Consider the following 19837-nt stretch of genomic DNA (forward strand, 5'->3'; position numbering starts at 1 on the left):
CACGCCACGCCGGAGGCGGGGCAGACAATATGGTGATGTGTCAACAAATTGGGTAGACTCACTCCATGACGGACGCACGCTGGCTCGACGAGCGCGAGTTGCACGTCTGGAAGCTGTACCACCTGCTCCAGCGGTCCCTCAACGGTGCCATCGACCGGCAGCTCGTGCGCGACGCGGGGCTCTCGGGCCCGGACTACACGCTGATGGTGCCGCTTTCCGAGGCGCCCGGCGACGTGCTGCGCATGCGTGACCTCGGGATGCAGATCCGGTGGGACCGCAGCCGGCTGTCGCACCACGTGAGCCGGATGGAGAAACGCGGCCTCGTCACGCGCGAGGACTGCTCGGACGACGCGCGCGGCGCCATGGTGCGCCTCACGCCGGCCGGGCGCGAAGCCATCGAGGCCGCCGCCCCCGAGCACGTGGAGACCGTGCGGCGGTACTTCTTCGAGCAGGTCAAACCCGACGAGCTCGAGGTGCTGGAACGCGTCTTCGACCGCATGGTCTCGCGCCTGAACGCGGACGACGAAGACGGCCCCTGTACGCGGTAAAGTCGGCTTCGTGGCCAAAACGCGCGAGAAGCTCAGCCGCGACACGATCGTCGACGGCGCCCTCGCCCTGGCCGATCGCGAAGGCCTCGACGCGCTGACGATCCGCCGCCTCGCGCAGGACCACGGCGTCACGCCGATGGCGCTGTACTGGCACTTCAAGGACAAGCACGAGCTCGTGGCGGGCCTGGCCGAACGCCTGCTCGCGGACGTCTCGCTGCCGGAGTCCGATGGGCCTTGGGACGCGCGGCTGCGGGCCGCGCTCGTGGCGGTGCTGGCCGCGGTGCGCCCCCACCCCGCCGTCGCCGCCCTCGTCCCGCCCCGCATCCTCGAGTCCGACGCCGGCCTCACCGTGGCCGACCACGTGCTCGGTCTGCTGCGCGAAGCCGGCTTCACGGCCGAAGAAGCCGCCGAGCTCGGCGGTTACCTGCTGTCGGCCAGTGTCACCCTCGTGACGGCCGAGCCCGGCGCCACCGACGTCCACCCCGCGTCCACCCGGGACGAGGCCGTGGAGCGCAAGCGGGTCGCGCTGGCCGCGTTGTCGCCCGAGCGCTTCCCGAACGTCTCGGCCGCCGCCGACGCGCTGGCCGCCTGCGGCGACGAGGATTCGTACTTCGCCCGTGGCGTAGACCTCCTGGTTTCGGGCGTTCGCGGCCTGCGCTGACCGTTCCGCAGACCCCACTGACGGGCGCGCACCACCACCGTCAGCGCACCGTGCGGGCGTGGTCAGCGCCGGGCCGCAGTCTTGCGTCATCGAAAGCCGAACCCCGAGAAGGGACTCCAGCGATGACCAAGACCGTGCTCGTTTCCGGTGCCAGCGTGGCAGGGCCGTCGGCCGCTTTCTGGCTGCACCACCACGGCTACTCCGTGACCGTCGTCGAGGCGGCGCCGGCGTTGCGGCCCGGCGGCCAGGCCGTGGACTTCCGCGGTGAGCAGATGAAGCTGATCGACGCCATGGGGCTCACCGAGGAGCTACGCAAGTACGAGACCGCGATGGGCGACCAGCTGCTGCTGAACGCCGAGGGCAAGCCGATCGTGACCGTGCCCAGCTCGTTCGCCAGTGGCGAGCTCGAGATCCTGCGCGGCGACCTCGCCCGCATTCTCTACGACCGCACCCGGGACTACACCGAGTACGTGTTCGGCGACCGCGTCACTTCGCTGACCGAGACCGCCGACGGCGTCGAGGTGACCTTCCGCCACGGCGCGCCCCGGCGGTTCGACCTGGTGGTCGGCGCCGACGGCGTGCACTCGGGCGTGCGCACGGCCGCCTTCGGCGCGGAGGCGCGCTTCCGCAAGGACCTCGGTTACCACGTCGCCGCGTTCAGCGCGCCCAACCACCTCGGGCTCGACCACAGTGGCCTGATCTTCAACGAGCCGGGCCGCGGCGCGATGGTCTACAGCGGCCGCGACGGCGACACCGTGACCGTCATCCTGTACTTCCGCGGCGACCCGCGGGGTTACGGCCGCCCGGATCCCGAGCGGCAGAAGGAGATCGTGGCCGACGTCTTCGCCGGCGCGAGCTGGGAGATGCAGCGCCTGCTGAGCGCGCTCGACGACGCGCCGGACCTGTACTTCGACACCATCGGCCAGATCAGCCTGGACACGTGGTCGAAGGGCCGCGTGGTGCTGCTCGGCGACGCCGCGTGGTGCGCGGGCCCCGGCGGCTCCGGCACGGGCCTGGCCATGATGGGCGCGCAGATCCTCGCCGGTGAGCTGGCGGCCGCGGACGGCGACCACGTGGCGGCGTTCGAGAAGTACGAGCAGCGCCTGCGCAAGCCGGCGCACCTCGGTCACAAGAACGGTGCCGGCTCCGGCGGGTTCCTCGTGCCGGAGAACGAGAAGAAGCTGCGCAGCCGCAACCGGATGTACCGCATGCTGACCGGCCCCGTGTTCAGCAAGGTGTTCGATTACATGAGCACCCGGGCGGCGAACGCGGTGCAGTACCGCGAATACACCGGCAAGGTCGCGGGTTGAGAGGTTGCCTTGACGCGCACGTCAAGGTCTACCGTCGAACGCATGCGGATCGGCGAGCTCGCCCGGCGGGCGGGGACGACACCACGGGCGCTGCGCTTCTACGAGGCGCAGGGGCTGCTGCCGGCGGGGCGGGCGGCGAACGGGTACCGGGAGTACGACGAGGACGACCTGCGGCTGGTCAGCGAGATCCAGACGCTGCGCACGGTCGGGTTCACCCTCGAGGACACCCGCCCGTTCGTCGACTGCCTGCGCACCGGCCACGAGTCCGGCGACTCCTGCCCGGCTTCGGTCGAGGTGTACCGGCGCAAGCTCGAGGAGGTCGAGAAGTGCCTGGCCGACCTCGGTGCCGTGCGGACCGCGTTGATGGACAAGCTCGCCGAGGCCTCGGCCCGGCGTGACCCCTGTGTTGCGGAGGAGACCCGATGACCACCGATGCGACCTTCGCTGCCGACGTCCTCGACCACGACAAGCCGGTGCTCGTGGACTTCGGGGCCGAGTGGTGCCCGCCGTGCCGGATGATCGCGCCGGTGCTGGCCGAGATCGCGGCCGGGCGGGCAGATTCCCTGACGGTGCACGAGATCGACACCGACCTGAATCCCGAGACGGCGCGGAAGTACCAGGTGATGTCCCTGCCGACGTTGATCCTCTTCCGCGGCGGTGAGCCGGTGCACACCATTGTCGGCGCCCGTTCGAAGGCCCGGCTGCTCGCCGAACTCGACAACGTTTTGGGAACCACGCCTGTCACGCTGTGAAAACCAGGCCGGCCCGGTAGAAAATGGTGGTGGACCACACCGGGGAGGCAACCGTGAACACCCTCGTGCGCTCGTTCCTCTTCCTCCGCCGCGCGATCGGCGTGCTCGGCCTCGCGCTGCCGTTCGTCGTGATCGTCGGCAAGGAGCTGCTGCAAGGCGGCGGCCTGCAGGGCTCGCTGAGCGGCTACTACTACACCGACCTGCGCAACGTCTTCGTCGGCACGATGTGCGCCATCGGCGTTTTCCTCGTCTCCTACCGGGGTTACGGCCGGATCGACGACATCGCCGGCAACGTCGCGGCGGTCGCGGCCATCGGCGTCGCGCTCTTCCCCACCAGCCCGGCTTCGCCCACGGGCACCGAGCGCGCGATCGGCGTGGCGCACCTCGTGTTCGCCGCGATCTTCTTCCTGACGCTGGCGTTCTTCTGCTTCTTCCTGTTCACCAAGTCCGACGATCCGTCGCCCACCTCACGCAAAGCCGTGCGCAACGTCGTCTACCGCGTGTGCGGCGGCGTGATGCTGGCGGCGCTCGCGCTGATCGTGGTCGACGGGCTCTTCTTCGACTCGGCCACGGCTTCGCTGCACGCGACGGTGTGGCTGGAATCCCTCGCGGTGATCGCGTTCGGCGTCTCGTGGCTGGTGAAGGGCGAGGCGCTGCTGGCCGACCTGCCGCACGACCGCGGCGAACTGGTCCAGGCCTGAGCCTTGGTCCACTTCGGACGGAAGTGGTTCAGTTCAGCCGGCCGTAGGCGGCCGAAACCTGCGTGAGCCACTCGACTTCCGCGGCGAAGGTCTTGGCGTCGTGGTCGTCGAAGCTGCCGTTGTCCTGGCTGTGTGCCGGGGTGACGCCGGAGTTCTTGGCCCGCAGCGCGTGCTTGATCTTCGTGGCCTCGACGAGTGCCCGGTTCGCCGCTTCGGCCGGGGAAGGCTCGGCGCGGTCCATGTACGGGCGCAGCGCCCGCCACCCGTCGCGGATCTCGATCACCCGGCGGTGCAGGCGGTAGTGCAGGTCGGACCACTGGCGGTCGGCACCGGACGGCGGCTCCAGCGCGATGCCCGGCGAGGACTCGTAGAGCGAGTGCCACAGCGGGTAGAGCGCGCGGTAGGAGCTGTAGTTCCGGCCCCAGGCAAGGAGGTTCGACACGTGCCCGCCCCACGACGGCATGGTCAGCCCCAGCGACACGATCACGATGCCGAGCGCGCTGAACAGCGACGCCGCGATCGCCCACGGCCCGACCGACAGGCCGAACATCGGGCTCACGATGTTCACCGTGCGCGCTGCGCAGTAGAGGAACAGCACCACCGCACCGAATGCGAGCATCCGCAAAGCGCGGCGCAGCCACGGTTTCGTGGTGCTTCGCGCGTACGGGATGCACTGGCGGTAGATCGTCACGCACGGCACGGCCTGCGAAACGATGAACAGCAACAGGTAGATCAGGATGACCGGGTTGCTGCTGCCGGTGCCGAACGCCGACGCCGGCGTGCCGGGGCGGTTGCCGATGAAGAACAGCACCGTGAGGACCACGCACAGCACGACGCCGGCGATGATCCACGCCCGGATCGCGCGCCGCACCTCCGAGAGCGGGTTCGCCCACTGCATCAGCAGGATCTGCGCACTGATGCAGTAGGCGACCGCCGAGAGGTGCAGCACGAGGATGGCCAGGTTCTGCACGCCGAAGAACGTGACGACGCTGAGCGACACCGCCCCCATCGTGAACGTGAGGCACTGCAGCACCAGCGTCACCATCATCGTGACGTACCCGATGTCACCCCAGCCGCGCCGGATCGACGCGAGCTTGTAGAGGAACGCAGCGTACGACGACACCGCGGACGACGCGAAGAGCACGATCTTCAGCGCGTTCACACCAGACCACCCCAGTTGCATACTGCATCGATTGTTGCTGATCCGACCACAGTCACGGCCGAATGGCTTCGCAGCAACGGTTACGCGCCGCGTGGGGGTCGGCCTGCCTGTGGCCGGATCAGCAACTCGAGATTCAGGCGTTCACGGCCTCGCGCCGGCTGCCTTCGAGCGGCACGGCCAGGCCGACGGCTTCCGCCGCCACGGCCACCGCGTAGTCGAAGAAGACCGACTGGTCGGCGACGCTGTCGTGCGTACGGCTGAACACCTGAAACACCAGCAGGCCGATCAGGTTGCTCCACAGCACGATCCCGCGTTCGAGCAGATCGCCGTACGGAGCCTCGGGCTGCCCGCCGAAGAGCGCGACGGCCTCGGCGGTCACGAGCGTCGGACCGGGCAGCGGCCGGCTCGGCGGCGTGAGGGATCCGGCCGCCAGCGCGGAACGCAGCACCGCGGCGAGCGCGGCGGGCGTGCGCGAAGCCGGGCCCACCGTGGTCTCCGGCGCCGCGTAGCCGGGCACGGGCGAGCCGTAGAGCAAGGCGAACTCGGCCGGGTTGGCGAGCGACCATTCGCGCAATGCGCGGGTGACGGCCAGCAGGCGCGCGCCCGGGTCCGTTTCCCGTTCGCCGGGATCGGCCTGTTCCATGGCCTCGCCGGAGGCGTTGTAAGCGTCGATGATCAATGCGGTCAGGAGATCGTCACGATCTCCGAAAAACGGTTGCACCTCGGCCACGGTCACGCCACTTCCGACGGCCACCGTCTGCAGCGTCAGACCGGTCGCTCCGGTCTCGGCGAGCTGACGGCGAGCCGTGTCCTTGACGAGCCGGGGGAGATCTTCAGAAGACATAGGCATCCTTGTCGGAACTGTCCATGATCGGCGACCCTACACCAACGCCCGTCGGCCGCCTAGAGTCCGAAAAGCGGCTCCGGCCACAGGGAAGACTAGAGTGAAGAGCACTGAGAAGGCCCCGTGAATCGGATTAATCGCGAGCCTTTTCGGAGGGACGTTCGAGGTGACGTCGCAAGGCAACCGAGAGGTTTACGGACAACTGTCCGAAGAAGTTCGCGGTGAACCCGAAGTTACGGATACCTGAAAAGCCAATCCCGCTCACCGGGCTGACTATGGTGTGGCGCATGAGTCTTCACGTGGTGATCGGGTTCGGTCCGGCGGGGGCGGCGACGGCGAGGCTGCTCGCCGAACGGGGCGAGCGGGTGAAGGTGATCGGCAGGTCGCCGCGGCCCGAGGAGCCGGGGCTCGAGCACGTGGTGCTCGACGCCACCGACCGCGCCGCGTTGACCGCCGCAGCCGAGGGTGCTGACGCGATCTACCAGTGCGCGAGCCCGCCGTACCACCGGTGGACGCGCGACTGGCCGCCGCTGGCCGACGCCACCGCCGCGGCGGCCGAGGCGACCGGCGCCGTGCTCGTGGCGCTGGGAAACCTGTACGGCTACGGCCCTGTCGACGGGCCGATCACCGAGGATCTGCCGCTCGAGGCGACGGGACCCAAGGGTCGCGTGCGCGTGCAGCTGTGGGAGCAGCTGCACGATCTGCACGAGCAGGGCCGGATTCGCGCCGCCGAGGTGCGGGCGTCGGACTTCTTCGGGCCGGGCGTGACCGACGGCGGGCACCTGGGTGCGCGCGTGGTGCCGGCGGTGCTGAAGGGACGCAAGGTCCAGGTGATGGGCGACCCGGACGCGCCGCACAGCTGGACCTACCTGCCGGACGTCGCGCGCACGCTGGTGCGCGTCGCGGCGGAGGAGAAGGCGTGGGGCCGCGCGTGGCACGTGCCGACGCTGCCGGCGCGTTCGTCGCGCGTGATGGTCGGCGTGTTGTGCGAAGCGGCGAACGTGCCGCCGGTCGGCGTACAACGGCTTCCGGCGCCGTTGCTGCGGATGGCCGCCGCGTTTTCGCCCTTGCTGCGGGAACTGCAGGAGGTGCGCTACCAGTTCGACCGTCCGTTCGTGGTGGATTCCCGTGCCTTCACGGAATTCTCGGGCGAAGAAGCCACCCCGCTCGGCGAGCAGGCGGCGGCGACGGTGCGCTGGTGGCGTGATCGGTCGGCTACCGAGGGTTGACCTGCGGTCGGGGATTTTCGCACGAATTCCTGGACGCCCTTGAAAATCCGATCGCCACGGGGCAATCTCTCACCTACTGGGTGGGCGATCGGCGCGAGGAAGTTCTGTCATGGCGTCTTGGGGATCTGCTGCGCAAAAAATCGGAAATCGACCGGACATCGCTATTGTCGGCATCGGGTGCCGTTTTCCCGGTGCCCGGAACGTGAACGAGTACTGGGATCTGCTCAGCGAGCCGAAACCTCAGTTCAGGACCGTCCCGGATTCGAGGTGGCGGCGGGACTCGTTCTACAACGACGATTTCCGGGACACCTCGGCCGCGTACTCCGACAAGATGGCGCTGCTCGACGACGTCGGCCACTTCGACGCCGGGCACTACGGCATCCCGCCGCGCCGCGCGAAGTCGCTCGACCCGCAGCACCGGCTGCTGGTCGACCTCACGCGCGAAGCGCTGCAGGACGCCGGCTGGGAGGCCGGCGGCTTCGAGCGCGAAGACACGTCGGTGATCATGTCGCTGTCCGAGAGCGGCTACCGCGAGATGAGCACGCTTCACATCCGCCTGCGCCAGCTCGCGGGCGGCGAGTTCGGCCGGTCGGTGGGCGCCGAGCTGGCCGAGGCGGGCTCGGCCGTCGGCGGCCTGCACGCCACGGCCATGGCCGGGCTGCTGCTCAACATGGGCCCGAGCTCGATCAGCTCGGTGTTCGACCTGCACGGTGAGAGCTACGCGCTCGACGCCGCCTGCTCCGGCGGCCTCACGGCGGTGGCCAACGCGGTGTTCGCGCTGCGCGCCGGCCGCTGCCGCATCGCCGTGGCCGGTGGCGCGCAGCTGGTGCTCACACCGGACCTGCTGGTGGGGTTGTCCCGTATCGGCGCGGTTTCCCGCAGCGGCGAGTGCCGGCCGTTCGACAGCCGGGCCGACGGGTTCGTGCTGGGTGAAGGCGCCGGCGTGCTCGTGCTGCGCCCGCTGGCCGACGCGCAGGCCGCCGGCGACCGGATCTACGCGGTGATCCGCGGCGTCGGGTTGTCCAACGACGGCACGGTCAAGGGCGGCATGATGCCGCAGGAGTCGGGCCAGCTGCTGGCGCTGCGCCGCGCGTACCGCGACGCCGACGTGGACCCCGGCTCGGTCGGTTACCTGGAAGCACACGGCACGGCGACGTCGGTGGGCGACGACGTGGAGATCAACGCGCTGGGCGAGCTGCGCCGCGACGCGACCGCTCCCGCGTACCTCGGCGCGGCGAAGTCCGTGGTGGGGCATTCGCTGGGGACCGCGGGGATCGCCGGGCTGATCAAGTCGGTGCTGTCGGTCCACAAGGGACAGATCCTGCCGCAGCCGGACTTCGAACCGGCCGCGCACCTGGCGCTCGACGAGGCCCGACTGCGGGTGGCCGGCGAGGTGACGCCCTGGACCGCGGACGGTCCGCGGCGCGCCGGGGTGAGCGCGTTCGGCTTCGGCGGGACGAACGTGCACGTGGTGCTCGAGGAATCCCCTGCGGTGCCAGCGGTTTCCGCCGGCGGTTCGCAGTTGCTGCTGCTGACCGCTCGGGACCGGGCCGGCTTGGCCCGGCACGCACGCGAGGTCGCGGAGGTGCTTTCGCGCGAGCCGTTGCCGCTGGCCGCGGTGGCGTCCACTTTGGCGCGTCGCACGTTGTTCGCCGAACGGCTCGCGGTGGTGGCCGACGACCTTCCTGACGCAGTGTCGAAGCTGGTGGCGGCGTCCGTCGCGCTGGAGTCGGGGACGACGGGGGAGCTGGCGCCGGCGACGTACGCCGGGGTTGTGGCGCCGGGCGCCGAGGTGCCCGCACCGGACCTGCCGTTGGTGGAGCTGGCCGCGCTGGCGGTGACCGGCGCCGGGCTGCGGCCGGTGATCGGCGGGACGCCGCCGTGCACGCTGCCGCCGAGCCCGCTCAGCCCGCGCAACCACTGGGTCGTCGACGAGGCGAAGCAGCTGAAGGCTCGGTCGTTGCCGCCGCTCAGTGGTTCGGCGGCGGCGGATCCCGTTGAGCCACCGGCGGTTCCGTCCTCGCGGGACGTGCTGGCCGTGGTGCTGGAGGAGGTCGCGCGCACGAGTGCGTTCCCGGTCGGCGACCTGTGTGCCGCGCACGCGCTGATCGACGATCTCGGGTTCGACTCCCTCATGCTGACGGAGCTGGAAGCCAACCTCCGTAAGCGCTTCCCCGGGCAGCGCTTCGAAATCGAGCAGGAGCGCGGGGTCACGGCCGGTGCGGTGGCGGGCCTCATCACGCCCGCCGTGGCGGTGCCCGTGCCACTGGCCTCGGAGACCGTCGCGTTCGACCCGGCCACCGCGTCGATCGACGACTTCCCCGAGGCCGCGGCGATCGACGCGCGGCTGCGGGAGTTCTCGGACCTCGGTGTGCCGAACCCGTACTTCCGCAAGCACCAGGGTCTGCTGACCAGCACCACCACCGTCGGCGGTCGGCAGTACCTGTCGTTCTCCAGCTACAACTACCTGGGCCTCTCCGGCCACCCCGCGGTGACGGCCGCGGTGCACGACGCCGTGGACCGCTACGGCACCTCGGTGTCCGGCAGCCGCCTCCTCGCGGGCGACCGCGACCTCACGCGTCAGCTGGAGACGGAGCTCGCGACGTTCCTGGGCACGGACGACTGCCTGGCGCTGGTGAGCGGCCACGCGACGAACGTGAGCGCCATCGGCCACCTCGTCGGCCCCGGCGACCTCATCGTCCACGACTCACTCGCGCACGACAGCATCCTGCAGGGCTGCGCGCTTTCCGGTGCGACGCGCCGCCCGTTCCCGCACAACGACGTCGCGCAGCTCGAAGACATCCTGCGCCGCACCCGCGCGCGGTTCCGCCGCGTGCTGATCGTGGTCGAGGGCGCGTACAGCATGGACGGCGACCTCGCCGACCTGCCGGGCCTGATCGAGGTCAAGAAGCGCTACGGCGCCCTGCTGATGGTCGACGAGGCCCACAGCATCGGCACGGTCGGCGCCGGCGGCGCGGGCGTCGGCGAACACTTCGCCGTCGACCGGTCCGACGTCGACCTCTGGATGGGCACGCTGTCGAAGTCCCTCGCCGGCTGCGGCGGCTACCTGGCCGGCTCGTCGCACACGGTCCGATGGCTGCGGTATTCCTTGCCGGGCTTCGTCTACAGCGTCGGCCTCACGCCCGCCAGCGCCGCCGCGTCCCTGGCCGCCCTGCGCGTCCTGCGCGCCGACCCCTCGCGGCTGGCCCGTCTCCGCTCGAACTCGGGGCTGTTCCTGCGCCTGGCCCAGGCGGCCGGCCTGCCCACCGGCTCGGCCTCCGCGACCCCCATCGTCCCCTGCGTCATCGGCGACTCGACCACGACGCTCCGCCTGGCCACCACCCTCTACGACCGCGGCATCATCGTCGACCCCATCCTCCACCCGGCCGTCGACGAATCCCAGACCCGCCTGCGCTTCTTCCTCACCAGCGACCACGAACCCACACAACTTGAATACACCGCCACGACGGTCGCCACGGAACTCGCGCGGCTACGAGTTGCGTGAGCGCTGCCGGCGGCGGCCGGATCAGCGCTCATGATGGAAGGCGACGAGGTGGCGGGCGAGCACATCGTCGCCGAAGTCGCCGTCAGGATCGCGCCACACGGTGTGGATGTGGTTGACGTCGCGCTGGGTGTTGTCGTACTCGGCTAGCAGCCGCGGCCCTTGGAGCCGGTAGTAGTGCGGTTCGCCGGGCTCGAGTCCGCCGGCCCAGGCGAAGTGGACCTGGCGCAGCCGGTCGCCGGCGAACTTGCAGGCCTCGCGCTCGGCGAGTTCGTCGGGGATCCGGCCGAGGAACACCTCCAGCAGCGCGCGCAGCTGATCTTGCTGTTCGCCGGTGAGGTCGGCGGCCGCGATGCCCTTCGGGGTCCGGGTGAGGCGCACCGCCTCGTCGTGTTCGGGCCTGAAACCGGCGTTCTCCTCGGCGCCCCGGTGCATGGCCTCGACGCGGGCGGCGAGGTGGGGATCGGCGAACCGCCCGCGCCACACGTCGGGAAGCGGCATCAGCCGGTCGCCGTCTTCGATGCGGGGTCGGTTGCCGCCGACGATGTCCACCGGCGCGACCGGCGAGATCAACGCTCGTGCCGCCTGGCCGTCGTCGAGAGACCGGACCAAGTCCCGGGCCAGGTCCTCGGCCGCGCCGAGCGGACGCAGGAGATGCCCGCCCAGCAACGGGGCTTCGGCTGGGTCGGCGCCCAGGAACGCCGGTGAACTGGCCTCGACCCGCCCGTCGACCACCAGGTGTTGCACCGAGATGTGGTGCCCGCCGAACCGCCACGACCAGGGCCCGGCGATACTCGGCTCGCCGAAGATCCGCAGCCAGTACAGCTGGGGGTCGCGCCCTCGTTCCCGGCCCCAGCCGACCTGCCAGCCCTCGACCTGGTCGAGCACGTTCTCCAGGCCCATGATCGTCGTGGCCGTCACGTAGCCGGGGCGGGACAACCCAGTGGCGAGCAGCTGCATGGCGAGACTCTGCTGAGCCGGCCGCATCCGCTGGAGCGGCAGCCCGCCGTGGTCGGTCGGGGTGTAGTACCACCGGTGCCGTTCCTCGTCCGACGGCCAGGTGACCACCGCGGCGGACCGTTGCCGGTCGTCGAGGCTGTCGAGCCAGGCGTTCGCGGCGTCGACCATGCGCCGGGCCGGGTCCGGGTGCGTCATTGCGTCTCCCTGATCGGTGTTGTGCCCCGGAACGTACGCCTTTCGCTCGGCGCGGGAGCTGGTAGTTTCCACAGCAAAAGTGGCAGGCACTGTCGCTCCGCACATCGGGTTGCGAAGTGGCCAGCCGGATACCCGAGGCGGCCGATGCGTACCTACACCAGCGACGACGTGCAGTACTGGCTGGCCGGCGTCGGCGCGATCGCCGCCGCGGTGAACGCCACGACCCCGCTGACCGAGCTGCTCGATTTGATCGCGCGCACCGCCCGCGAACTGACCGGGTACGACGCGAGCGCGGTCCTGCTCACCGACGAGGCGGGAGAGGTGCTGCGGATTTCCGGCTCCTCGGGACTGTCCGCCGACTACGTCGCCGATGTCAACGAACGGCGCACGATCACGCTGGCGTCCGGCCCGCTCTCCAACGGCCCGTCGAGCCGGGCTTTCCGCACGGCGGCGCCGGTGCCGATCGCGGACATCCTGTCGGATCCGTCCTTCGAACCGTGGGCGGCACTGGCCCGGGATCACGGCTACCGAGCGATCGCCTCGGTTCCGTTGCTGATCGCCGGAACACCGGTCGGCACGCTCAACTGCTACCAGCGGGGAGTCCACGAGTTCGGCCAGGACGAGCTCACGCTCCTTGCCACGTTGGCGAACCAGGCCGGCACGGCGTTGCAGAGTTCCCGGATGATCACCTCGCTGACCGAGCAACGCCGCCTGCTCGAGCAGGCGGAAGCGATCCACCGGGAGCTGACCGCGGTCGCGCTGCGGGCAGGCGGGGTGCAGGGGGTGACGGAGGCGCTTGCTCAGCTGCTCGGGAGGCCGGTGCTGGTCACCGACGCGAACAACGCGGTGCTGGCCAATGCCGCCCATCGGGGAGTGCAACTCGCGCCCGGGCACGACGTCGCCGGGGAGCCGGCGGCCGACGGCATCGACGAGGTCCCCGAGACCGGCCGGCTCACCGCGCCGGTGCTGCTCGGGCGGGACGTCGTCGCCCGCCTGTGGTTGCCGGGCTCGCTGGCCGAACTGGCAGAGCTGGACCGCCGGGCGATCGAGCACGCGGCGCTCGTCTGCTCGCTCGAGCTCGTCCGCCGGCGCACCGCCGAGGACGTGGAGTGGAGCCTGCGCGCCGACCTGCTGGCCGACTTGCTGGCCGGCGCTGCCGTCGAACGGCTCCAGGCTCGCGCGGTTCCCCTCGGCCACGACCTGCAGCGAGCGCACACGGTGCTCGTCGCGGCGCCGGACGCGCCCCCTGGGGACCACGCCGGGCGGGCTCTGCTGAGCGTGGTCCACAGTCTCGCGGACCGTTGCGAGCCACGGCCTTTGGTCACGACCGCCGGCGAGCATGTCGTCGTGCTGTGGCCGGACACGTCGCGGGGGGACGATGTCGCCGCCACGGCGGATCTCGTCCGCACCCGTGCGCGGCGGGCACTCGCCGGCGGGAGCGTGACCGTGGTCGTGGGCCAGCGGTGCGCACACGTGCAGGAAGCGTCCGCGGCGGTCGGCACCGCGCGGGGCGCGCTTGAGATCGCCCGGCAGCACGGCGCCGATCGCACGGTCGCCCTGCCGGACCTCGGGGTCTACGGACTGCTGCTGCAAGTGAACGACCCCACCGAGCTGGTCCGGTTCGCCTCGCAGGTCTTGACTCCGTTGCGCGAGTACGACCAGCGGAAGAACGCGGAGCTGGTCGACACGGTCCGCCGGTACCTCGACGAAGGGATGAACATCGCGCGCACGGCGGCGGCGTTGTTCGTGCACCCCAACACGATCGGGCTGCGCCTCAAACGGATCGAGGAGCTGGTCGGCGTTTCCCTTCAGCAGCCCGAAGCACTGCTGCGGTTGAAGGTCGCGCTCATGGCCGACGAGGTGTTCGGCGGCGCGAGCGGCCACGGCCCGCAACTCGCGCCGCCGGACCCGCGTCAGGGCCGGCCGAACGTGGCGACCCGGTCCACCCGAAGCTCGAACAGGACCCGGCGCTCGTCACGGGCCGGGTCGCGCAGCGAATAGCTGTCGGCGCCGAGGTACTTTCGCGCCATCCGGTCGATGTGAGCCGTGAGCCGTGACCCGTGCTCCGTCGTCGAGGTCGTCCTCGGCGATCTCCCGCACGACGCTCGCCTTGACGCTCATCCAGTGGTACGGGTTTTCCGGGTTCATCAACAGGAACGTCGCCTTCGGCGTCGCGCGCAGCCACTCGACCTTCTTGCGGTGCGAGGCCATGTTGAGCAGGACGAGATCCCCGTCGTAGTCGAACCACACCGGCGTCAGGTTGGGCAAGCCGTCCCCACCCACGACCGTGACTGCGGCGGTCACCGGCCCGTCGAGCAGCTGCCGGTAGACGGGATCGAGATCGGCGAGCCCCTGCACGGACGCGCGCTGCCCGATCTGGAACTGGCCTTCCTGCACGCCGTCGGCGACGTCCCGGAACTTCGACACGGCAATGGACACGGCTGACTCCCTTGCGCTTGACGGCGGGCCTCGTCGCCGGCCGTTGGACAGACGGTAAAGCGAGCCGGGTCGCCGGCGGATGGTGATATCCACAGTCGAACGGCGAATGACTGGGTGATTGCACAGTGCTGGTGGCCCGGTCGGGGAGCAATGCTGTGCCGGTCGCAACGAGTGAAGGAGGACTGATCGTGCAGCACTACGAAGGCTCGCGCGCTGTCGTCGTCGGCGGCTCGATCGGCGGACTCACGAGTGCCTTGCTGCTTCGCAAGCTCGGTTTCTCCGTCGACGTGTTCGAACGAACGCCCGAGCAGCTGGACAACCGGGGAGGCGGCATCGTGCTGCAGCCCATCACGATGAAGTGGTTCGACGGGCATAGCGCGCACAAGATCGCCGAACTCAGCACCAGCACCAGCCTGCTGCGCTACCTCGGCTCCGGTAACGCGATCCTGCACGAGGAAGCAGCCGACTGGCGCTACACCTCCTGGGGAACCGTCTACCGGGCGCTGCTGGGCGACTTCGGCACCGACCACTACCACCTCGGCGAGTTCTGTGCCGGCTACGGCCAGGACGCCGATCAGGTTGAGCTCCGGTTCGTTTCGGGCCGGGTGGAGCGTGCGGATCTGGTCGTGTTCGCGGACGGGATCACCTCCACCGCGCGCAAGCGGATGTTCCCGGACCTGCAACGGCAGTACTCCGGTTATGTGGGCTGGCGAGGTGCGGTCAGGGAGGACCGGGTTTCGCTTGAGACCCACGAGCTGCTGGCCGATTCCCTGACTTACAGCGTCGCCCCCGGCACGCATTGCGTGACGTACCCGATCCCGGGTGTGGACGGCAACCTGGAGGAATGCAACCGGCTCCTCAACTACGTCTGGTACCGCAACGTCGCCGCCGGACCCGAGCTCGATGAGCTGACCACGGACACCCGCGGTTTCGAGTGCCCGGTGTCGATCCACCCCGGCGCGGTGCAGCAGCGCTACGTCGATGAGATGCGCGAGGCCGCGGCCGCCACCCTCGCGCCGGCTGTCGCCGAGGTCGTCACGCGTACCGAGCAGCCCTACGTGCAGGTCGTCTTCGACACCCGCATTCCCGGCATGGTCGAGGGCCGGGTCGCGATCATCGGCGACGCAGCGTTCGCCGCGCGGCCGCACGCCGCGGCGGGCTCTGCGAAGGCTGCCGACGATGCGTGGCAGCTCTACGAACACCTCCGAGCCGGCGGCGGCGGAATCGCCGACGTCCTCAAGCGCTGGGAACCGGGCCGACTGGAGCTCGGCAACCAGCTGATCGACCGGGTCGCCGCGATGGGCGCTCGTTCGCAGTTCACCAACACGTGGGTCCCCGGCGACCCCGACCTCCGGTTCGGCCTGTACGGACCCGGCAAGTAACACCAGTTCAAACAAGGGAGTTTGGCTCATGAAAGCGCTCGTCTACGACGGCCCCGGCAAGATCGAGTACCGCGAGCACCCGATGCCGGTGCTGCAGGCCGACACCGACATCGTCATGCGCGTCTCGCAGTCCACGATCTGCGGCACCGACGCGCACATCATCAAGGGCGGGGTGCCCACCGTCCAGCCGGGCACGGTGCTCGGCCACGAGGCGACCGGCGTGGTGACCGAAGTCGGCGGCTCGGTGCAGAACGTGAAACCCGGTGACCGCATCCTGGCCGCGTGCGTCAGCGCCTGTGGCTACTGCCGCTTCTGCACCGCCGGCCTCTACGGCCAGTGCCTGCACGGCGGCTGGGCCCTGGGCAACACGATCGACGGCGTGCAGGCGGAATTCGCCCGGATCCCGTTCGCCCGCAACTCGGTGTACAAGATCCCCGACAATCTCACCGACGAGCAGGTGCTCTTCCTGACCGACATCCTCGCCACCGGCTACGAGGTGGGTGTCCTCAATGGACGCGTGCAGCCCGGCGACACCGTGGTGATCGTCGGCGCCGGCCCGGTCGGGCTGTCCGCCACGTTGACCGCTCAGCTGTTCTCCCCGCGGAACATCGTCGTGGTCGACCGCGTCGCGAGCCGCCGGGAGATGGCGCTGAAACTCGGTGCCACCCACGCGGTCGACGAGAACGAAGTGCACGGTCTCGTCAACGAGCTCACCGACGGTCTCGGCGCCGACGTCACCATCGAAGCGGTGGGCTTCCCCGACGCGTTCGAGCTGACCGCGGACCTGGTCCGCTCCGGCGGCCGGATCGCCAACATCGGCGTGCACGAGGGCCCGGCGACGCTGCACATGGAAAAGCTGTGGGCCAAGCAGATCACCATCACCACCGGCATCCCGTCCGGGCTGACGATCCCGCAGCTGATGAACTCGATCGCGACCGGCGCGCTGGACTCCACCCCGATGATCACCCACCGCATGTCGCTCGACGAAACCGAAGCGGGGTACCGGACGTTCCTCGCCGCGGCGGAAACGGGCGCACTGAAGGTCGTCCTGAAGAACGACTGAGTGTGCCTTCGGCCGGTTCGCCCTGACCGGTCTCACCGGGCGGGCGGCGGCGTTCCGTCGCCCGCCCCGTCATGCACGTCCAAGACCCTTTCGCCGCGCTCAACGAGGAGTACTCATGTCGGTTGCCGAGGAACCCCTGACCCACCTCGAACCCACCGTCGATCCGCCTCCCGTGCCGCGGTGGGGGACCGCACTGGCGACCCTGGCCGTCGTGCTCGTGGTCTCGGTCGTGACGTGGTGGTTGCTGGTGGATCCACAATGGAGTGTCACCGGACTCTACCCGCAACCGTTCACCGCTTTGCTGTTCTGGCTTCTGATGGGCACGGTGTGGGTCGCGTTCACCTTCGAGTGGCTCGGGCCGGCCGGTTGGCCGCAGCCGTGGCGTGGACTCGCCGGCATCGCCACGACGGCGGGTATCGGAATCGGGGTCACGGTGCTGCTGGCGTACGGCTGGGGCCGGATCGACCCGAGTTTCGCCGCGGGGCGCGCGGGCGGCGCCGGGTTCGCTGCGGGCAACCTGTTCGTGTTGTTCGGGTTCTTCTTCTACGTGCTGTCCGCGGTGTGTCACGGGCATTGGCCGTGGTCGACGAAACACCGGCAGCCTTGGCGCGGATTCGGGCAGCTCACGCTGGTGTTCGTTCCCACGCTGGCCGTCTATGCCGTGTTCGCGTTGCCGAACGTCGCGACCTGGGCGAGCCCGGGCAGCGCGCTGCTGTCGACCCCGACGCTCATCGGCTGGTTCTACTCCTTGGTCGTGGCCACAGTCCTGACCGGTGTGCTGGGCGAGAACCTGCCGTGGCGGCCGGCCGGCCGTCCCGCCACGGTCGCGGTGGTGTCCCTGCTCGGCAACGCACTGCTCGGAACGCTGATCTACTTCGTCCTCGTGCCCATCGTGAAGGTCCTGATGGGGCCGGCGAACGTCACCGCGCTCGGCGATGGCGTGACCGTGCACGCCGCCGAACTCGGGGTGTGCTGGACGTTCTGGATGATCGCCTGGGCGAACATCTTCGGGAACCGGCCGACCCGCTTCACCGCGGGGGTGAACGTGATTCTCCGCATTGTGATCACCGGCGTCCTGGCCTGTGGGACCTACCCGCTCTACTATTTCGTGCTGGCCCCGCACGTACTCCACGAGCCGGTGTCCGCGGGGACGCTCCACGGTGACGCATTGGGTTTCATCGATTGGGCGATCCTCTGGACGCTCTGGTACGTGGTGTTCCTCGGCTCTTACGGCCTGGACAAACGCACTGCGGGCAGGTGATCCTGCCACCCACCATGCCCGATCCTGATGCGCTCCGGCGTACGTCGACCTTCACTCGGATGTGAAGGTTCAAGAATTGCGGGAGGGCCCGATACGCGAGCTTGTGCACCTACGAACGGTTTCTGTTCCCGGTGGCCTCTGTCGACGCGTATGTGGCCCTGCCGAACGTGGCAGCACCAATTCCCATGCCGGGACGCTCCAGGCGGGACCGCTCGTCGAGCACGCCGCGCGGAACGTCCGCCGACACGAATACGCAGGCCCGGGATCGGGTTGGCGCCGGCGACCCGGCATCTGAGCCTGCGCTACACCGGCACGCTGTTCGTCGGCGACACCCACCACCTTGGTCGGCGGTCGTGGTTGAGCGCCTTGTGTGTCCGGGTGGCTGGAACTGGCTGTGAGGACCAGGGCGTTGGTAAATAGCCCCACCTTCGCCGACCAGTCGCGGATGGAGATCGGGCTGAGGTGGCGGGGCGGCATCGCGTTGCCGTCGCGGCGGTGCCGGATGAACCGATGGACGTTTCGCGTCGGCGGCCTCAACACGTTCGACGGGCCCGCCGGAAAACCGGCGGGCCCGTCGAAGGCCTTGAGTCGGCGGAAGTCGTTACCGGACAGGCCCGGGAGCTGAGGGCGGGTGCCGAGAGCAGGAGCCGAGACCCGGGCAGCACCAGCGCACCCGGCAGCCTCGCCCTAGAGCAGCATCCGCTCGATCCGGTCGATCGGCTTCTCCTCCGCAGCCGGCACCTTCGCCGGAGGAGCGGGAGCCGGGACCACGCCCATGCGTTCGGACAGCAGGTAGGCGATGATCTCCGCCTCCTGCTCCTGGGCGTCGTCGTAGGTGGCGCGCATCAGCATGTCGCGGACGATGTCCGGGTCGAGGTTGGGGAAGAGGGAGCGGGCGCTCTCGTCGTCGAGCAGGCCCGAGCCGCGGTGGCAGCAGATGATGTGACCGAGCTCGTGCAAGATGATGTGCTCCTGGTGGGCGCCGGTGGTGTTGGCGTCGAAGAAGATGAGGTCTTCTTGTTGCGCCGCGACCCACATGCCGCACGGGTGGGAGGCCGGCATGGGCATCGGCACGAGGGTGATCGGCCGTTCGCGGATGGTGCCCAGCCGTTCGCACAGGGTCGGGAGGTCGCAGCCCTCCGGCAGGTCCAGCTCGGCGATCCGCCGGGCGCCCTCCTCGCGCATCCGCTTGAGCTGGTCGCGACGCTCCTCCGCCATGCTCAGCCCGCCGCTTCGTCGCTGACCGGCGGCAGGCCCTGCATCTGGCGGTACTGGTCCATGATCGTGGTGATCGCCTGCAGGTTCTCCTCACGCATGCCCGCCGCGCGCATCGCGACCGCGCGCACGCCCGCCTGCCGCATCGCCTCGATGGCGGCCAGCTCGCTCAGGACGTCGCCCGCCACCTTCTCGTCGAAGAAGTACGCGACGGACACCCCGAAGAACTTCGCCAGCGCCGCCAGCAGCTCCTGCGACGGGTTGGTGCGCTTGCCCGACCGCAGCTGCGACAGGTACACCGAACCGACCTTCAGCTCCGGCGACTCGCGCTTCAGCTCGGTGGCCACCTCGGCGTTCGTCCAGTGCTTGCCCTGCGGGCGCACCGTGCGGAACAGATCGTCGAGCCTGGAGGCCAACGTCGGCCGAGTGTCATCACTCGAGTCACTGGACATGTCCGCCCCCTCCGGTCAGCGACTGATTGCTCTCAGCTAGGTCGACTATCCCAGATTAGCTGACAGTTGACAATCAGGGCTCCCCTACACAAGACTGTGCGCAGGGCGAATTAGCTGATAGTTAACTCGCCAACACAGGCTTAGCGGTAGGCGTTGCACTG

General features: G+C 69.8%; 18 protein-coding genes. 12 read left to right on the plus strand and 6 right to left on the minus strand.

The features are described from left to right. Positions 1–65: 65 nt before the first annotated feature. The 6 genes from AB0878_RS27245 (at position 66) to AB0878_RS27270 (ending at position 3972) form a co-directional block, all read left to right on the plus strand. Positions 66–548: a MarR family winged helix-turn-helix transcriptional regulator gene (locus AB0878_RS27245; protein ID WP_364181414.1), complete on the plus strand. Its 483-nt coding sequence runs from the start codon at positions 66–68 to the stop codon at positions 546–548. Between the two features lie 10 nt (positions 549–558). Next, complete coding sequence (locus tag AB0878_RS27250) at positions 559–1209, plus strand: TetR/AcrR family transcriptional regulator C-terminal domain-containing protein (RefSeq protein WP_366583083.1); 651 nt, start codon at positions 559–561, stop codon at positions 1207–1209. A 122-nt stretch (positions 1210–1331) separates the two neighbouring features. Further along, a complete protein-coding gene (locus tag AB0878_RS27255; RefSeq protein ID WP_366583084.1) occupies positions 1332–2519 on the plus strand; it encodes an FAD-dependent monooxygenase in 1188 nt (395 codons plus the stop codon). Positions 2520–2561: 42 nt separating this feature from the next. Further along, positions 2562–2945: a MerR family transcriptional regulator gene (locus AB0878_RS27260; RefSeq protein ID WP_366583085.1), complete on the plus strand. Its 384-nt coding sequence runs from the start codon at positions 2562–2564 to the stop codon at positions 2943–2945. Then, complete coding sequence (gene trxA, locus AB0878_RS27265) at positions 2942–3271, plus strand: thioredoxin (protein WP_366583086.1); 330 nt, start codon at positions 2942–2944, stop codon at positions 3269–3271. Before AB0878_RS27260 ends, trxA begins: the two co-directional genes overlap by 4 nt. A 53-nt stretch (positions 3272–3324) precedes the next feature. After that, the gene (locus AB0878_RS27270; protein WP_366583087.1) at positions 3325–3972 is read left to right on the plus strand and encodes a DUF998 domain-containing protein; all 648 of its coding nucleotides are present in this window, start codon (positions 3325–3327) and stop codon (positions 3970–3972) included. Positions 3973–4000: 28 nt separating this feature from the next. Here AB0878_RS27270 and AB0878_RS27275 read toward each other — a convergent pair whose 3' ends face one another. Then, the gene (locus AB0878_RS27275; protein ID WP_366583088.1) at positions 4001–5134 is read right to left on the minus strand and encodes an MAB_1171c family putative transporter; all 1134 of its coding nucleotides are present in this window, start codon (positions 5132–5134) and stop codon (positions 4001–4003) included. Between the two features lie 133 nt (positions 5135–5267). Beyond that, positions 5268–5978: a TetR-like C-terminal domain-containing protein gene (locus tag AB0878_RS27280; RefSeq protein ID WP_366583089.1), complete on the minus strand. Its 711-nt coding sequence runs from the start codon at positions 5976–5978 to the stop codon at positions 5268–5270. A gap of 287 nt (positions 5979–6265) precedes the next feature. On the opposite strand from AB0878_RS27280, the gene AB0878_RS27285 reads away from it, so the two are divergent. Both AB0878_RS27285 and AB0878_RS27290 read left to right on the plus strand, forming a co-directional pair. Then, positions 6266–7207 (plus strand): NAD-dependent epimerase/dehydratase family protein, encoded by a 942-nt coding sequence (locus AB0878_RS27285; RefSeq protein ID WP_366583090.1) that lies wholly within the window; start codon positions 6266–6268, stop codon positions 7205–7207. Positions 7208–7316: 109 nt separating this feature from the next. Beyond that, positions 7317–10712 (plus strand): aminotransferase class I/II-fold pyridoxal phosphate-dependent enzyme, encoded by a 3396-nt coding sequence (locus AB0878_RS27290; RefSeq protein WP_366583091.1) that lies wholly within the window; start codon positions 7317–7319, stop codon positions 10710–10712. 21 nt (positions 10713–10733) lie between these two features. Here the strand turns inward: AB0878_RS27290 and AB0878_RS27295 are convergent, their stop codons facing one another. Beyond that, the gene (locus AB0878_RS27295; RefSeq protein ID WP_366583092.1) at positions 10734–11864 is read right to left on the minus strand and encodes a DUF3500 domain-containing protein; all 1131 of its coding nucleotides are present in this window, start codon (positions 11862–11864) and stop codon (positions 10734–10736) included. A 144-nt stretch (positions 11865–12008) separates the two neighbouring features. Between AB0878_RS27295 and AB0878_RS27300 the strand changes: the two genes are divergently transcribed. Further along, positions 12009–13865 (plus strand): GAF domain-containing protein, encoded by a 1857-nt coding sequence (locus AB0878_RS27300; protein WP_366583093.1) that lies wholly within the window; start codon positions 12009–12011, stop codon positions 13863–13865. On the opposite strand, the gene AB0878_RS27305 is transcribed toward AB0878_RS27300, so the two are convergent. After that, complete coding sequence (locus AB0878_RS27305; RefSeq protein ID WP_366583094.1) at positions 13839–14303, minus strand: pyridoxamine 5'-phosphate oxidase family protein; 465 nt, start codon at positions 14301–14303, stop codon at positions 13839–13841. The genes AB0878_RS27300 and AB0878_RS27305 overlap by 27 nt on opposite strands. A gap of 188 nt (positions 14304–14491) precedes the next feature. Here AB0878_RS27305 and AB0878_RS27310 point away from each other — a divergent pair, with 188 nt between their 5' ends. From AB0878_RS27310 to AB0878_RS27320, 3 genes are all read left to right on the plus strand, one after another. Continuing rightward, the gene (locus AB0878_RS27310; RefSeq protein ID WP_366583095.1) at positions 14492–15685 is read left to right on the plus strand and encodes an FAD-dependent monooxygenase; all 1194 of its coding nucleotides are present in this window, start codon (positions 14492–14494) and stop codon (positions 15683–15685) included. A 28-nt stretch (positions 15686–15713) separates the two neighbouring features. Next, the gene (locus AB0878_RS27315) at positions 15714–16748 is read left to right on the plus strand and encodes an alcohol dehydrogenase catalytic domain-containing protein (RefSeq protein WP_366583096.1); all 1035 of its coding nucleotides are present in this window, start codon (positions 15714–15716) and stop codon (positions 16746–16748) included. A 115-nt stretch (positions 16749–16863) separates the two neighbouring features. After that, the gene (locus AB0878_RS27320) at positions 16864–18009 is read left to right on the plus strand and encodes a hypothetical protein (RefSeq protein ID WP_366583097.1); all 1146 of its coding nucleotides are present in this window, start codon (positions 16864–16866) and stop codon (positions 18007–18009) included. A 687-nt stretch (positions 18010–18696) separates the two neighbouring features. Here the strand turns inward: AB0878_RS27320 and AB0878_RS27325 are convergent. Beyond that, positions 18697–19227, minus strand: coding sequence for a toxin (locus AB0878_RS27325; RefSeq protein ID WP_366583098.1), 531 nt, complete (start codon positions 19225–19227; stop codon positions 18697–18699). Between the two features lie 2 nt (positions 19228–19229). Then, a complete protein-coding gene (locus tag AB0878_RS27330) occupies positions 19230–19676 on the minus strand; it encodes a helix-turn-helix transcriptional regulator (protein WP_366583099.1) in 447 nt (148 codons plus the stop codon). Positions 19677–19837: the final 161 nt, after the last annotated feature.

The organism is Amycolatopsis sp. NPDC047767 (assembly GCF_040704195.1).
Classification (GTDB): Bacteria; Actinomycetota; Actinomycetes; order Mycobacteriales; family Pseudonocardiaceae; genus Amycolatopsis.